This window comes from Brevibacillus sp. BD137 (assembly GCF_041644655.1).
Lineage (GTDB): Bacteria > Bacillota > Bacilli > Brevibacillales > Brevibacillaceae > Brevibacillus > Brevibacillus brevis_D.
Genome location: NZ_JAOTNO010000002.1, coordinates 434,170 through 447,520 on the forward strand (window position 1 = coordinate 434,170; position 13,351 = coordinate 447,520).

General features: G+C 47.6%; 14 protein-coding genes, 1 pseudogene and 1 riboswitch. Of the genes and pseudogenes, 2 read left to right on the plus strand and 13 right to left on the minus strand.

The features are described from left to right. Nucleotides 1–77: 77 nt before the first annotated feature. The 12 genes from ODZ53_RS05345 to ODZ53_RS05400 all read right to left on the minus strand — a co-directional run bounded on the left by ODZ53_RS05345 (nucleotide 78) and on the right by ODZ53_RS05400 (nucleotide 9,631). The gene (locus tag ODZ53_RS05345) at nucleotides 78–1,109 is read right to left on the minus strand and encodes an ABC transporter substrate-binding protein (protein WP_372676222.1); all 1,032 of its coding nucleotides are present in this window, start codon (nucleotides 1,107–1,109) and stop codon (nucleotides 78–80) included. Beyond that, nucleotides 1,106–1,864: an ABC transporter permease gene (locus ODZ53_RS05350; protein WP_234128215.1), complete on the minus strand. Its 759-nt coding sequence runs from the start codon at nucleotides 1,862–1,864 to the stop codon at nucleotides 1,106–1,108. The genes ODZ53_RS05345 and ODZ53_RS05350 overlap by 4 nt, the downstream gene beginning before the upstream one ends. Then, nucleotides 1,864–2,646, minus strand: coding sequence for an ABC transporter ATP-binding protein (locus ODZ53_RS05355; protein ID WP_372676223.1), 783 nt, complete (start codon nucleotides 2,644–2,646; stop codon nucleotides 1,864–1,866). Before ODZ53_RS05355 ends, ODZ53_RS05350 begins: the two co-directional genes overlap by 1 nt. After that, nucleotides 2,631–3,311: a thiaminase II gene (gene tenA, locus ODZ53_RS05360; protein ID WP_372676224.1), complete on the minus strand. Its 681-nt coding sequence runs from the start codon at nucleotides 3,309–3,311 to the stop codon at nucleotides 2,631–2,633. The genes ODZ53_RS05355 and tenA overlap by 16 nt, the downstream gene beginning before the upstream one ends. 7 nt (nucleotides 3,312–3,318) lie before the next feature. Further along, nucleotides 3,319–4,614, minus strand: coding sequence for an acetylornithine deacetylase (locus tag ODZ53_RS05365; protein WP_372676225.1), 1,296 nt, complete (start codon nucleotides 4,612–4,614; stop codon nucleotides 3,319–3,321). Then, nucleotides 4,607–5,380, minus strand: a complete 774-nt coding sequence (locus ODZ53_RS05370) for a thiazole synthase (RefSeq protein ID WP_016743633.1) — start codon at nucleotides 5,378–5,380, stop codon at nucleotides 4,607–4,609. Before ODZ53_RS05370 ends, ODZ53_RS05365 begins: the two co-directional genes overlap by 8 nt. Before the next feature lie 5 nt (nucleotides 5,381–5,385). Next, nucleotides 5,386–5,589, minus strand: a complete 204-nt coding sequence (gene thiS / locus ODZ53_RS05375) for a sulfur carrier protein ThiS (protein WP_016743632.1) — start codon at nucleotides 5,587–5,589, stop codon at nucleotides 5,386–5,388. A 199-nt stretch (nucleotides 5,590–5,788) separates the two neighbouring features. After that, nucleotides 5,789–5,899: riboswitch (TPP riboswitch) on the minus strand. Between the two features lie 41 nt (nucleotides 5,900–5,940). Continuing rightward, nucleotides 5,941–6,324: a kinase-associated lipoprotein KapB gene (gene kapB / locus ODZ53_RS05380; protein ID WP_015891398.1), complete on the minus strand. Its 384-nt coding sequence runs from the start codon at nucleotides 6,322–6,324 to the stop codon at nucleotides 5,941–5,943. Nucleotides 6,325–6,357: 33 nt separating this feature from the next. Further along, nucleotides 6,358–7,569, minus strand: coding sequence for an alanyl-tRNA editing protein (locus ODZ53_RS05385; protein WP_372676226.1), 1,212 nt, complete (start codon nucleotides 7,567–7,569; stop codon nucleotides 6,358–6,360). An 81-nt stretch (nucleotides 7,570–7,650) separates the two neighbouring features. Then, nucleotides 7,651–7,878, minus strand: a complete 228-nt coding sequence (locus ODZ53_RS05390) for a hypothetical protein (RefSeq protein ID WP_372676227.1) — start codon at nucleotides 7,876–7,878, stop codon at nucleotides 7,651–7,653. A gap of 96 nt (nucleotides 7,879–7,974) precedes the next feature. Beyond that, complete coding sequence (locus ODZ53_RS05395; RefSeq protein ID WP_372676228.1) at nucleotides 7,975–9,258, minus strand: glycoside hydrolase family 18 protein; 1,284 nt, start codon at nucleotides 9,256–9,258, stop codon at nucleotides 7,975–7,977. 64 nt (nucleotides 9,259–9,322) lie between these two features. After that, the gene (locus ODZ53_RS05400) at nucleotides 9,323–9,631 is read right to left on the minus strand and encodes a thioredoxin family protein (RefSeq protein ID WP_372676229.1); all 309 of its coding nucleotides are present in this window, start codon (nucleotides 9,629–9,631) and stop codon (nucleotides 9,323–9,325) included. A 78-nt stretch (nucleotides 9,632–9,709) separates the two neighbouring features. Here ODZ53_RS05400 and ODZ53_RS05405 point away from each other — a divergent pair. Continuing rightward, a pseudogene (locus ODZ53_RS05405) lies at nucleotides 9,710–10,153 on the plus strand (IS3 family transposase); the annotation flags it as partial. 269 nt (nucleotides 10,154–10,422) lie between these two features. Here the strand turns inward: ODZ53_RS05405 and ODZ53_RS05410 are convergent. Beyond that, entirely contained in the window at nucleotides 10,423–11,232 is an 810-nt protein-coding gene (locus ODZ53_RS05410; protein WP_372676230.1) for a phosphotransferase family protein, read from the minus strand. A gap of 1,076 nt (nucleotides 11,233–12,308) precedes the next feature. On the opposite strand from ODZ53_RS05410, the gene ODZ53_RS05415 reads away from it, so the two are divergent. Beyond that, a complete protein-coding gene (locus tag ODZ53_RS05415) occupies nucleotides 12,309–13,238 on the plus strand; it encodes an acetamidase/formamidase family protein (protein ID WP_372676231.1) in 930 nt (309 codons plus the stop codon). Nucleotides 13,239–13,351 lie beyond the last annotated feature (113 nt).

Below are 13,351 nucleotides of genomic sequence, written 5' to 3' on the forward strand. Positions count from 1 at the left end.
ATAGAGAAAGCACCTCCTCTGTCTGGCTAATCGAGAGTAGACTCTCAAAAGCGTGCAAAGGGGTGCTTTTTGACTGGTTACTTCACGAGATCGCGCATGATCTCTTCTGCTTTGATGTCAGCTGTTATCAGCTTCTCTTTTTTCATCCAATCAATCAGTGTTTGCCAAGATTCGGCCGTCTGGTATGCAAAAGGCTTTTCCCCCGCATCCATCAACGGAATCAGGATATCCAAGCTCTTGGTCTCAATGTCTTTTTCCAGCGGGAAATCGGCAGCCTGTTTGGCAAGTAACAGATCGAGTACCTTTTCCTTATTATTTTTCACATAGTCCTGACCCTTGCCAATCGCACGCAGGAAACCTTCCACAGCTTTCTGCTTTTTGCCCAAAGTCTCGTCACTTGTTGCCAATACGAGCTCATAATAGTCTGGAACACCAAACTCAAAAGGCTTGAACGCATTGACTGGAATGCCGTGCTTCTCCAAAATCAGTTGTTCGTGGTTGATATAGCCACCTACTACGGCATCGACCTTTTTGGCCGTCAACGCCGGGACGATGTCAAAGCCGATATCCGTGAAGGTCAGTCCGGAATCATCGCCACCACCATGCTTCACAACTTGACGTACAATCGATTCATCAAGTGGAAGGGACGGATAACCAATATTTTTTCCAGCCAACTTTTGCGGAGTATCGATTCCACTGTCTTGGCGCGTCATGATCACGTTTAACGGATGACGAACGAGTGCACCTACAGATACGACAGGAACTCCTTCTGCACGAGCTTGAATAAGCTGTGGTTGATAGCTGATTGCCAAATCTACTTTGCCCGCAGCCGCCATCTTCAACGGATCATTGCTGTCCGAAGGCATTTGCATGGTCACCTTGAGATTCTCGTCTTTGAAATAGCCTTGCTCCTCTGCTGCATACAAGAAGGAATGAACGGCATTCGGATACCAATCGAGCGCAATCGTCAGCTCAGTAGGCTCCGCTCCTTTATCAGCAGGGGCTTGCGTCTGACCAGCATCCGAGCTCGCCTGATTGCCGCAAGCAGCAAGACCTGTTGCCAATGTAAGTGCCATGAATGCTTTCGTCCATTTGTTGAAAGGTTTCATTGTTGTTCTCCTTTGATTTTCATATGCGGGGAAAAATGACGTTCGATTCGTCCAGCCAACCAAAACAGCAGCATACCGAGAATCGAGAGCAACAGGACCGAGGCAAACAACGCGGGTGCCTGAAAATTGCCGGATGCCCGTCTGCCAAAGTACCCGAGTCCTTCGCTCGCTCCCAGCCATTCCCCAATGGTCGCTCCGGCCACACTGTAGGTAGCTGCCACTTTGAGACCACTGAAGAAATGAGGTAAACTCGACGGGAGTTGCAGCTTGGTGAAAATTTGTCCGTTTGTTGCCCCCATGGTTTTTAACAGCTGAAGCATTTCCTTGTCCGTCGAGCGAAGTCCATCATACGCGTTGACGACAATCGGAAAGAAAGTAAACAGAATCGTAACCGCGATTTTTCCAGATAAATCATACCCGAACCACAGAATGAAAACGGGTGATAGCGCGATAATGGGGATCGTTTGAGAGATGACGATATACGGATAGACCAAGCGCTCCACAATTCGACTGCGAATCATCGCAAATGCAAGGGAGATTCCAAATACAATCGAGATCGATAGCCCCAGTAACACTTCTTTTAACGTCGCCCAAAGATGTACACCTATTAGAGAGGCGCGTAAATCCCACAAAGACACAATCACAGCGCTAGGCGGTGGTAAAATGAATGGCTGCACCCCGAGGAAGCGACATCCAGCTTCCCACACCAGAAGAAAAATGGCGATGGAGATACCAAACCAAATGCCTCTGCCCATCATGCTTCTCTCCTCAACGGCTTCATTGTTGCTTGGCGATCCTGTCGAAGCCGTTCCCAAATCTGTTCACGCAATGCCAAAAATTCGGCTTGGTTGCGGCTGCTCGCCGTTCGCGGTCTGCTCACCGGAACGGTTAATTCGATCGGCTTGGTGATCGGACTACCTGCAAGCACGATAATACGATCAGCAAGTAAAATGGCTTCGTCGATGTCATGTGAAATCATCAGCATCGTACTGCCTGTTTCCTGCCACTTTTCCATCAGCCACTCTTGCATGTCCATTCTCGTAATTCCATCCAATGCACTAAACGGCTCATCCAACAGCATCATCTCTGCGCCTGAAAACAAAGCCCGTAAAAAAGAAACCCGCTGACGCATCCCACCAGAAAGCTGGGCTGGATAGCTGTCAGCCCAGTCCTGAAGCCCATACCTTGGCAATTGCTGTCTGACACGCTCATGCGCTTCTTTTTTCGTCATACCTTTGATTTCCAGCGGCAAAGCTGCATTTTCGACAATCGTACGCCATGGCATGAGCAAATCGCGTTGGGGCATATAGCCGACCTGCCCCAAACGATTTGCTACCGGTACACTGCCGAGCCTGATTTCGCCTCGTCCCGGCTCAAGAAGACCTGCGATGAGCTGAAACAACGTGCTTTTCCCGATCCCGCTCGGACCGATCAAGCTGACGAATTCCCCTTTTTCCACACGCAGATCAAAATGATCGAGAATTTGCCTGTCGCCATACGAAAAGCTGACGTCGGCGAAAGCTAGTTGTTCTCCCACGGCCACATTTCCTCTCTGTAGGACATGTCCCAGAACATGTACTCCATTTTGGAGGTGTTGACAAAATACTCTTCCAGTTTGGCCAGCTCTTGCTCACTCTTACCTTCTGCCAATTGATTCATGATATCAATCAGCCAGATCGCCAACTGCCCAAATTCATCGGAGCTGTACATACGTACCCATTCGCCGTACAGTTCGTGATCCAGTGCCCCTTCTACTTGTGCCAACCGCTTGCCGATTTCCCAATAGCTCCATGTGCATGGGAGTAGTGCACTCACCAATTCCCCCAACGACCCTTGATGAGCAACACGCAGCATGTAGCTGGTGTATCCCAACATCACAAACGAAGGCTCTGTCACTTCCAGCTCCTCGCGAGAGATACCAAAGCGCTCAGCATATTGGCGATGCAGCTCCATCTCTGTGTTTAGCGTCGATTCTTGCAAAGCAGCGAATCTGGCGCTTGTTTCCAGATCGTACGCCTTCACACTCGCAATCGCGAACATTTTCGCGTAATCAATCAGGTAGATGTAGTCTTGTTTCATGTAATATTTGAATGCACCAACAGGCAGGCTGCCATCTCCAAGTCCCGTGACGAAAGGATGTTGATGAACACGCTCCCAGATCGGGGCTACACTTTTTCTCAAACGATCAGTAAAGGTTGTCATGCGATACTCACTCCTTCGCTTCCTTTGGGGTATTGCACCAGGTGGCAATAAAGCGGGCCATGATCTGGGCAAAATGAACAAGCTGGTCAGGATCAATTGATTCATCGACGGCATGAGCATGCGTGAGCTCACCAGGCCCGAATAGGACAGCTGGAATGCCTGCATGCGCAAACCAGCCTGCATCGGTCACCGTAGGCGACATGTTAACAATAGGTGTTTGATGCATGTGACTTTCATATGCGGATTGCAGCGTTACCAACCCCGGATGCTTCGTATCCAACTCCAGTGAAGGGAAGATTTCACCGCGCTCCTCAATCATCGAACGTCCACCCCAGCGGAATGTTGGAGAATTGTCTCTCAGCCAAAGATCAGCTGCTGCTGTGCGCCCGACGTGATCCTCGATCTCTCGAATAATCTCTTCGTAGGATTCGTTCGGATAAAAATGAACAGTAATCCATAGGGCGCAACGGTCTGCGATGAACGCAGCGTGCCGGCCACCCTCGATGACTGCAGGATTGATCGTATTGCTGCCAGGCGGGAAGCCGGGATAGGACTTCATGACAGCCCAGTCCCGCTCCAGCTCCTGTAGTGCGGTGATCACCTTCGTCATTTTTTCAATGGCAGAAGCTCCCCGGACGCGTCCACCTGCATGAATCGTCTGTGCACGCATTCCGTCATGCAGCGTCGTCGGACTCTCAATCGTGATCCAGCCTGTAATGACCCCGCCCTGTCCTTGCATTTGCAGATTGCTCGTGTCCACTACAACGGCGTAGTCAGCCTGATAGCCACGCTCGATAGCGACCAATGTCCCCGCTTCACCCGCTTCTTCTCCGATGACGGATTGAAAGAGCAGATCGCCTTGAAGCTCGATTCCGTGTTCGCGCAGCATTTGGATCGCAAACAAGCTCGCTGCGAGTCCGCCTTTCATATCCGCAACTCCACGGCCGTACAGGCGCCCATCCTTGCCGTGTGTCAAAGCAAAAGGTGGATAGGTCCACCCGATGTCATCACCGACTTCAGCCACGTCGATATGCCCGTTGACAATCAAACTGTTTGCGTAGGTTGAGGCACTCCCTGATAACCGACCGACAATATTGTCGTCTCCTGGATATACCGTCCAGCGATCTACCTCGAATCCCATCGCTTGCAGCCTGTCGGCGATTGCTCCTTGTGCGGCATCACTGTTTCGCGCGGGAGGACTCACAGTCGGATGAGAAACGAGCTCTGCCAATAAAGCGAACAGCTCTTCTTTGCGGCTGGCGATCGATTCTACCGCTTCTGTCAGTCGATCCACGCTACTCAATCATCCCTTCGACCGGGCTGCTCGCGGACGCGTAACGCTTTTTCGCGATACGACCTGCCAAGAAGCCTTTGCGACCTGCTTCCACGCCGAGCTTCATCGCTTCTGCCATCAGAACTGGATTGTCAGCGAGAGCGACGGCTGTATTCAACAAGACACCATCAGCACCCAGCTCCATCGCTTTCGCGCAATCTGCCGGCGAACCAATTCCTGCATCTACGATAATCGGTACTTTGGCATCCTCAATGATAAAACGGAGGTTGTTTTCGTTGACAATCCCTTGTCCGGAACCAATCGGCGACGCTCCTGGCATAACCGCATGTACGCCAACCTCTTGCAGTCGTCTGGCAAGAATCGGGTCGTCATTGGTGTAGGTCAGCACGATAAAGCCTTCTTCCACCAAGATTTTCGAAGCCTCGAGTGTGCCAATCGGGTCAGGGAGAAGTGTTTTCGGGTCTCCAATAACCTCGACCTTGATCATGTCACACAGCCCAGATGCTTTAGCCAAACGGGCAATGCGCACTGCTTCTTCTGCTGTATAGGCACCTGCTGTATTTGGTAGCAGGGTGAATTTTTTCAAATCAAGTTGTTCCAAAAAGTTCGGTTCTTGCGGATTTTCCAAATTCAAGCGACGAATCGCAAAGGTCAAAATTTCTGCTTCCGACACCTCTACCGCTTTCCCTTGTGTATCCAAGTCAGCGAATTTACCAGTCCCCAGAAGCAAGCGGGAGCGAAACTCGTACGATCCAATTTTCAATGTATCCATCATGATGATCATCCTCCTCCGACAAAATGAACGATTTCTATGCGATCTCCGTCTGCAATCGGTGTTTGCTCGTACGCTGAGCGATCGATAATGTCACCATTTCGCTCAACGACAACAATCTTCTCTTGCAGGGAATAAGAAGCGAGCAAAGCCCGCACTGTCGTGATCTCTTCCGCCAACTCTACTTTTTTCCCATTCAGCTGAACAATCATTGATTACCTCCTTCTACTGGAAAAAAAACGGCTTCTCTCGCCTGCCTGAGTCGATTCAGACAAACAGAAGAAGCCGTATACCCATCCCATCTCACCGGACGAATGGCATAAAAAAACCATCCGCCTCGGATGGTTGAGTGTCATCTTATCATACATGCGCACAAACAAGCATAGTTCCGCTCGGATGCGACACGTGATACTGATTCCAAATACCTCTTCCTCCGCTGGCATGACCCAGGTCAGGTTCAACGGTCAGTAACACACTCGTCACAATCTCAGCCAACGTTGCTTGGCCCCCGTTTGGTAGTAAAGCTATGCAATTGTCGTACATTCGAGTACTACAGTACCACTCTATTTCGTGTTTGTAAAGGCTTCCTTATGCATCTTTTCCAGCTCAACGAGACAACGCTCTGCCCAAGCTGCCATTTTCGAAAGCTTTTCCATTTCTCTCTCCATCGCTTGTCGGACAGATTCCTTGTAGTCGGGAATCGCTCCATTATAGCGAATGAGCCCTTGAACAGGCGTCATGAATTTTTCCATGTACGACAGCGCTGGACGCTGGTGAAACAGCGGCACATCTACTTCGTAGGAAGAATGCAAATCGCCTTGCGTCGGGAATTTGGTAACTGCCAGCACCTTAACCAGCAGCTTCGAATCGTGAATTTCCAATACTTCTGCAATATATTCACCAGTTCGCTGCGCAACGCGAACGATATCTCCCGGATTCCAGTTCATCGCTGTTTCCTCCATTTCTTGAATCGAATGCATTTACAACAGTGAGGCTTCCAGCAGTTTGCGTGCATGCAACAATACTTCTTCCGCATCCACTACTGACTGACCGCCACCCTGCGCCATCGCAGGATTTCCCCCACCTTTTCCGTTAATGACCGGCAAGGTTTCTTTCAACACTTGATTGATGGCTACGTTGACTTCTTGCCCACGACCAAACACGATTTGCATTTTATCTTCGGTAGTAGCAGCCAAGAGGCAAATCGCATCTGGCGCCAGAGCAGTAGCCAGTTGTGCGAACTGCTGAAGCTGTTGAATGGTTTTGTCTGTGAAGGTACACATAATGAGGCGCGACTGACCGAGTTGGCTAGCAGCAGCTAGTTGTTGATTGACTTCTACTTCCAGGAGCTGCTTATCCACTTCTGCCAATTTTGCCTTTAAGGTGTCGCGTTCTGCAAGGAGGCGTTCCGTCTGTGCGATCAGTTCTCCTTCATTAGTAGCGAGCAGCTTCGCTGTATCGCGAACGACAGCTTGCTTTTGGTTGTAGTCCCGCAAAGCTCGCCAGCCACAGATGAATTCCAGACGAATGTTTCCGCGATGTCGCTCCCAGCCCAAGATCTTGATCATCCCGACTTCGCCCGTGCGCGCAGGATGTGTTCCTCCACATGGGTTGTAATCAAACTCAGGAATCATCACGACACGAATATTTTCGGTAACAGTCGGCTGTTTTTTCAAGGGCAGCGTTGCCAATTCCTCGTCATCAACAAACCGTGCAAGGATGGGGTGGTTTTCCAAAACAATCTGATTCGCGCGCTTTTCTACCTTTTCCCATACCTCTGTTGTCAACTCATCCAGTCGTACATCAATGGTGACGCGCTCTTTGCCCAAGTGAAAGGCAACGGTTTCCGCTTGCACGACTTCCAGAAAGGACGCAGATAAAATGTGTTGGCCAGCATGCTGCTGCATGTGATCGAAGCGGCGGTCCCAATCGATGTGCCCCGTTACTTCCCCTATGCTTTCGGACAAGGGAGCCTCCAGTCGATGACGAATTTCACCGTCTACCTCTTCCACATCTACCACACGAATCTCTTCCAATACACCAAGGTCGGAAGGCTGTCCGCCTCCAGTAGGGTAAAAAGCCGTTTGATTCAGTACCACGTAAGGTGTCCCATCTTGCTCGACACCAGTTTTTGTTACCTGGGCCGAAAACGTACTTGTATAGGCATCCTGATAATAGAGTCTGTCGTCCATCGTTACTCCTCGCTGCATGGAACCATGGTTCCAGCCTGATTCTCCCACTCGGGGGCAAAACAAAAAACGTATGTATAAAGCTTAGCCAAACAAGTGATCCATTTGTTTTTCGCGCTCTTGGCGCTCCTCGGGGCTTGCCAGGTCATACTTTTTCAATAAATGAAACAGCTTATTTAGACGCTCTTGGCTGAGTTCGCCATCCAACTGATTTTTGAATTGACTCACACGTAACTCTGATAAATGTGGAGCTTGTTCTGCCAGTTTTTTGAGTACATCCTCATGGCTGTGATCCAATTTGCATTCTCCCATGATTTCTCCCCTTTTCCTTCCTGTCATCTTCATCATACCATGATTTTTCATTCAAAAAAAAGGCGTACAACCCGCGTTGGAATGTACGCCAGATGACTATGCACGTTTACGGACACGAAAGTTCTCCTCGATCAACAACCAATTTTGCGGAAATGGCAAACCGAGTTTCCAGTAGCTGACGCCTCTTAAACCGAGCTGTTTAACCAGATTGAACTTTGCTTGAATCGACCGCGCATCCTCAAACCATACCCGATGTTGCTTGCCTTGATCATCGGTGTACGTAAAAAATGGAGCCTGCGCGCGATAATCATATCGAATGACGGCATTATGCCGCGCAGCCAGAGCAATTGCCGCTTGCGGACTCAGTGCTTTCGCTGTCGTTCCTCGCTCGTAAGGTAAGGTCCAGTCGTATCCGTACAGATTTTGGCCCATCAAAATTTTATCAGCTGGCATTTCGGTAATGGCGTATTGCAAGACGCGCCGTACCGGTCCAATCGGAGAAACTGCCATGGGAGGACCACCACTATAGCCCCATTCATACGTCATAATCACGACAAAATCGGCAAGCGCTCCTATCGCCTTGTAATCATGGGCGGAATACCATTTGCCTGCTTGCACGGCACTCGTCTTCGGTGCCAGCGCAACAGACATCATCAAACCCGCCGCATGTATACGTCCCCTTGCTTTTCGCAAGAAGTTCGCGTACGCTTCTGCACCTGTTGTAGGCAAGGCTTCCAGATCAAAATGGATATCCCCCATTCCCAGCTCATGGGCGGTCGCGAGAATATTATCCAACAATTTGTTCTGGAGTTCTTGATCGTTCAGGATGAGTGCGCCCAATTCCGTACTGAACTGACCTTTTTCCAAATTCGTCACGACCATCATCAGGAGGACTTGGTTTTCTTTTGCGATCGCTGGAAAATTACTTAGATTTGGTCGTTGGAGGGTTCCATCCCGTTTGATGCGAAAGCTGAACGGTGCCAAATACGTAAGATGAGGGGCAGCCCTCCGAACATCCGCTTCCATCGCGGGTGGGACAGTGCGGCGCGGCTCCACATACGCATTGAAATCAGCCGCTCGTCTAGGCCGAGGCGGGATATATAGCTTTTGCCCAACTTGTAGCGGTTTATAGGGAGAAATCCCATTGACCCGAGCAAGCTCTGCTGCGCTGATATGGTTACGCTGACCGATGGTATACAACGTATCTCCTTGTTTGACCCAATAGTAGCTTCCTACAATCGGGATCACCATCGCCTGTCCGATTGCCAGTTTGTTGGGATCTGGTAATTCATTCGCCTTATCGATCGCTTCCGGCGTTGTGCCGTACGTCTCGGCGATGCTTGCTAAGGTTTGTCCTTCTTCCACCACGTGGATTTGCATACGCCTCCTCCTTCGCATTTCTTCTCTCTTTGTCATATTCATGGCGAAGGGAATAGGTGTATGTCTAGGCCAAAGGTTTCAATACATCGTATAAAAATCCAACGGACTGGATGGCATAATGCCGTGCTACCAATTCGTTTCGTTGAAAAATAAGCAAGGCGGGTACGCTGGTCACTTGCCATTGTTCTGCCAATGCAGGCGTCGTATTAACGTTAAGCTGATACAAAGGAACGGCAGGCAATGCTTCCTGTATGATGCCGAGCATACGTGCTGCGAGCTTGCAGGTCCCGCACATCGGTGTATAAACAAAAAGAGCGACCGACTCCTTTTCTTGCAGGTATTGGATCAGTTCTATGGAGGATAGTTCTTGCAAGTCGTTCACTCCTTTCAATCTCATCGGACATGTTCATTCATGCTAGACCCACTGATTGTAGCTGTCAACAGCGTGATCAAGTACGGTAACGGCCAGAAAGCGTATTTAAGCGCTATTCTCGACCTTCATGATAAATTCATCGTCGCCTATGTATTAGGGCGTTCCAATAACAATCCACTTGTATTCCAGACGTTGAAGCGGGCCTTGCAGGTAGCACCAGGAAGCAGCCCCATGCTTCATAGCGACCGAGGCTACCAATACACCTCCTTGGGCTTTAAGAAACTTTTGGATGACAACAACATAATCCAGAGCATGTCCCGTGTGGGACGATGTATCGATAACGGCCCAATGGAATCTTTTTGGGGGACCCTCAAATGTGAGAAGTACTATTTGCACACGTACCATACTTTTGAGGAACTTGAGAGAGATATTGAGGCCTATATCCACTTTTACAATAACGAACGATTACAAGCAAAACTAACCGGCCTCAGTACGATGGAGTTCAGGACCAAGGCCGCCTAAATTTTTATTATTTGTACTGTCTACTTGACAGGGTGCAGTTCAGACCCAGAAGATAAAGTCCTAGACTGCCGCTTTTTGATTGAACTAACGATACCCGTTCTACGAATTCATGAGCTAGAGTGAGTATTCTTAATCATTTAGAGGGAGTTAAATAACAACTTCAATTTGTGATACGGTTCTCCGCGCTGTCTGTAACGGCAATTTTTAGGGCCATCCTTTTGCGGGATGGCCCTTTCATTTATGCTCGCTCAAAAAAACGTTGTTTTTCGTTACTTCAATCGTTCTTCGATTAAGTTTAACAGTAGTGCTTTCTCTTCGTTAGGAATCCATTCCGATAGTCTAGCCGCTGCAATCGGTAACATCCACTCATCAATGTCACTGAACTGCAGACCAGAATATGAAAGATATTGTTCCAAGTATACTCCGTTTATTTTATCCCTCATCAGTTCAAGTGCATCTTTAACGCTACTTGGAGCCTCATCAGGCAGCGTACCAAAACGGAATAATAGCAAAGTGCGAGCGACATCACCAGCAGGATTACCGATCATCCCTGTCATCCAATCTATTACCCAGTTACGCTCACCGATCATAACATTTTCTGGATGAAAATCACCATGGCATAGACGGTTTCCATCCGGTAGATTTTTCAAATATTCAATGATCTCATGCTTCACTTCGTTAGATAGTTGGGAAGCGTTCTGAACGTTACGAGCCAAGACCTCTTTCTGATTAAGGACGGATGATACTCCAATTCGTTCCACATCAAGTTCATATTTATGTATGCGATAATGTAGTTCAGCAAACTCTTTAGTCAAGCAATCGAGTTCGTTAGGAAACTGAACACCCATACGAAGCAGTGTTGAGCCCTCAATCCTTTCAAACACAATACCCTTCTTATGATCAAAGTCAATTAAATCGTATGCTCTTGGAGCAGGAATTTCAAGGAGGGCCACAATCCGATTTACTTCATATTCATATTTCACCGCTTCCATTGGAAATCCGTCCCTATAAAGCTTTAATATCTTCTCCTGATCTTGAGCAAATACTTCGGCTGTTCGACCCTCGCTAATCTTTTTCAATGTATCATCTCCTACTTTGAAATCTCCCTGTGATTATGCTTCATATTAGGAATGCTGCCTGCTAACTTAAAAAAGGGAATCTATTACAATTTCTTATATATATCAAGTTCGTGATCCAGACCAAGACCCCTTTTCGAGGGATCATTATTATTTTCGGCAAATTAGTTTAAGATCAAGCGCGGAGAACCGTATCATAAGTAACAGCAAGTTTTTTCGGAAAATCTCGCAAAGTCGGAGCAAACGGGCTTCTGCGAGATTTTTGGGGTCACTGAAGACCTTCGCCGACGTCGAGGAGTTCGACGTACTCGGGACAATTCCCCAGCAGTCCTCCGTCTTCACGGTTAAGTCCGACGTTTCTTAGATCGCAGACGTTATCACCCGCTTCGAGAACGACGATGTAGCCGTGCCTGCCCAAGCGAAATGTGACACATTAGTAATCCTATCCTAATTTTTCTATTGTTAGCTCAGTTTAGTGGTTAATTCTAGATAACAAACTGAATAGCGGATACCTACCGGACAGTGTAACCGTGCGGAAAGGTAGCAACACACTTCTGGGAGCGGGGGCTGACCGCTTTGGCAATGAATCCTCAGCTGCACTGTGAATCCCAGGGCTTAATCTTGACAGACCTTACCTAAATCCAGTGGCTACTATGGATCAATACTGCGGTTAGAGTATAAGTCTGCGGGTAAGATCACTAGTAATCATTGAAAGTTATCAAAGACGTTATTTTTGAAACAGTCTTTGCATTTTGCTGGGACTTTTTCAATTGCAAGTTCCCCTTATGTTCGTATATAATACGAACTACTTGTAAACTAGAGTGACGCTTTCGGTTGATAGATAGCTATATTATTAGGGAATGATATAATGTGTCATACGATATATTCGTATGGCATTTTTTATTGGTATTAATATGTTTAAATTCGAGTGGTAGTCAGGAATAAAACGTACCTGGCTGCCACTTTTTGATTTATAGAACCCGTTGGCTGAATAATTCGAAAAATAATCACAACCTCCAGGGGTTTCCACACATTTCCTGTTGTACATTACTATGAGATACAAATTAGGAGGTGTCTATATGGCAGAGTTTTTTATTCACCCAGATCGTTCAACTCTGCACGGTTCTTTTTCAAAGGAGTTCACTCCAATAGTATCAATCAATTCGGGTGACACCGTTCGCTTTGAGACTATTGACGCCGGATGGAATACTGGTCCATTTCAATTAGACGGTGTAAGAGAGAAATTCTGCGAAAGAGAACATCCACAAGACAGCGGACATGCCTTGATCGGACCTATCTACATTAATGGAGCAAAAGAAGGAAAAACCTTGGCTATTCGTATAAACGATATTAAGACCGGTAATTGGGGCTGGAGTAGCGGAGGTGGATTCCCGAATATTATTAACAAAAGATTGGGTCTTCACGAGGGACCAGAGTATGTTTTGATGTGGGAGTTAGATGCTTCTAACAATTTAGGGATTAGTAACAAAGGGCATAAAATACAGCTCAAGCCCTTTATGGGTATTATGGGCATGCCTCCAAATGAAGAAGGGATACACTCCACTTACCCTCCGAGGTTCTGTGGAGGGAATATTGATTGTAAAGAACTTGTACCTGGCAGTATTTTATACTTACCCATAGCAGTAGAAGGTGGCCTTTTTTCAGTGGGTGACGGTCATGCTGTTCAAGGTGATGGAGAGGTATCCAGTCCAGCTCTCGAATGCCCAATGCAGTTAGTCGATTTAACTTTCACAGTACTTGATCAATGCTTATCTTTCCCAAGAGCAGAGACTCCCCTTAAGAGAATTACCTTTGGATTCCATGAAGATGTACATGAGGCAGCGATGATTGCCTTAGAGGGAATGCTTGATTGGATGCAGGAGTTGTATAGTTTTGAGCGAAAAGAAGCTTTAAATTTGGCAAGCCTTCTTGTTGACTTGCGTATTACTCAACTAGTCAATGGCGTTAACGGTGTACACGCCTTATTATCCAAAGAAGCCGTACTATAAATAATAAATTATTTAACAAAACTTATGTATGAATAGTTAAGCAAAAAAGGCTACTGTATGACTGATATGCTCCTCTTTAAGTAGACTGGTTGCTTTGAACAGCTCACGGTCAT

Coding starts and splice junctions, on each gene's coding strand:
- ODZ53_RS05350 (WP_234128215.1), bottom strand. CDS start 1,864: ATGGGCAGAGGCATTTGGTTTGGTATCTCCATCGCCATTTTTCTTCTG.
- ODZ53_RS05370 (WP_016743633.1), bottom strand. CDS start 5,380: ATGATGGATACATTGAAAATTGGATCGTACGAGTTTCGCTCCCGCTTG.
- ODZ53_RS05390 (WP_372676227.1), bottom strand. CDS start 7,878: ATGGGAGAATGCAAATTGGATCACAGCCATGAGGATGTACTCAAAAAA.
- ODZ53_RS05345 (WP_372676222.1), bottom strand. CDS start 1,109: ATGAAACCTTTCAACAAATGGACGAAAGCATTCATGGCACTTACATTG.
- ODZ53_RS05395 (WP_372676228.1), bottom strand. CDS start 9,258: ATGCAAATCCACGTGGTGGAAGAAGGACAAACCTTAGCAAGCATCGCC.
- ODZ53_RS05415 (WP_372676231.1), top strand. CDS start 12,309: ATGGCAGAGTTTTTTATTCACCCAGATCGTTCAACTCTGCACGGTTCT.
- kapB (WP_015891398.1), bottom strand. CDS start 6,324: ATGAACTGGAATCCGGGAGATATCGTTCGCGTTGCGCAGCGAACTGGT.
- thiS (WP_016743632.1), bottom strand. CDS start 5,589: ATGATTGTTCAGCTGAATGGGAAAAAAGTAGAGTTGGCGGAAGAGATC.
- tenA (WP_372676224.1), bottom strand. CDS start 3,311: ATGACAACCTTTACTGATCGTTTGAGAAAAAGTGTAGCCCCGATCTGG.
- ODZ53_RS05385 (WP_372676226.1), bottom strand. CDS start 7,569: ATGGACGACAGACTCTATTATCAGGATGCCTATACAAGTACGTTTTCG.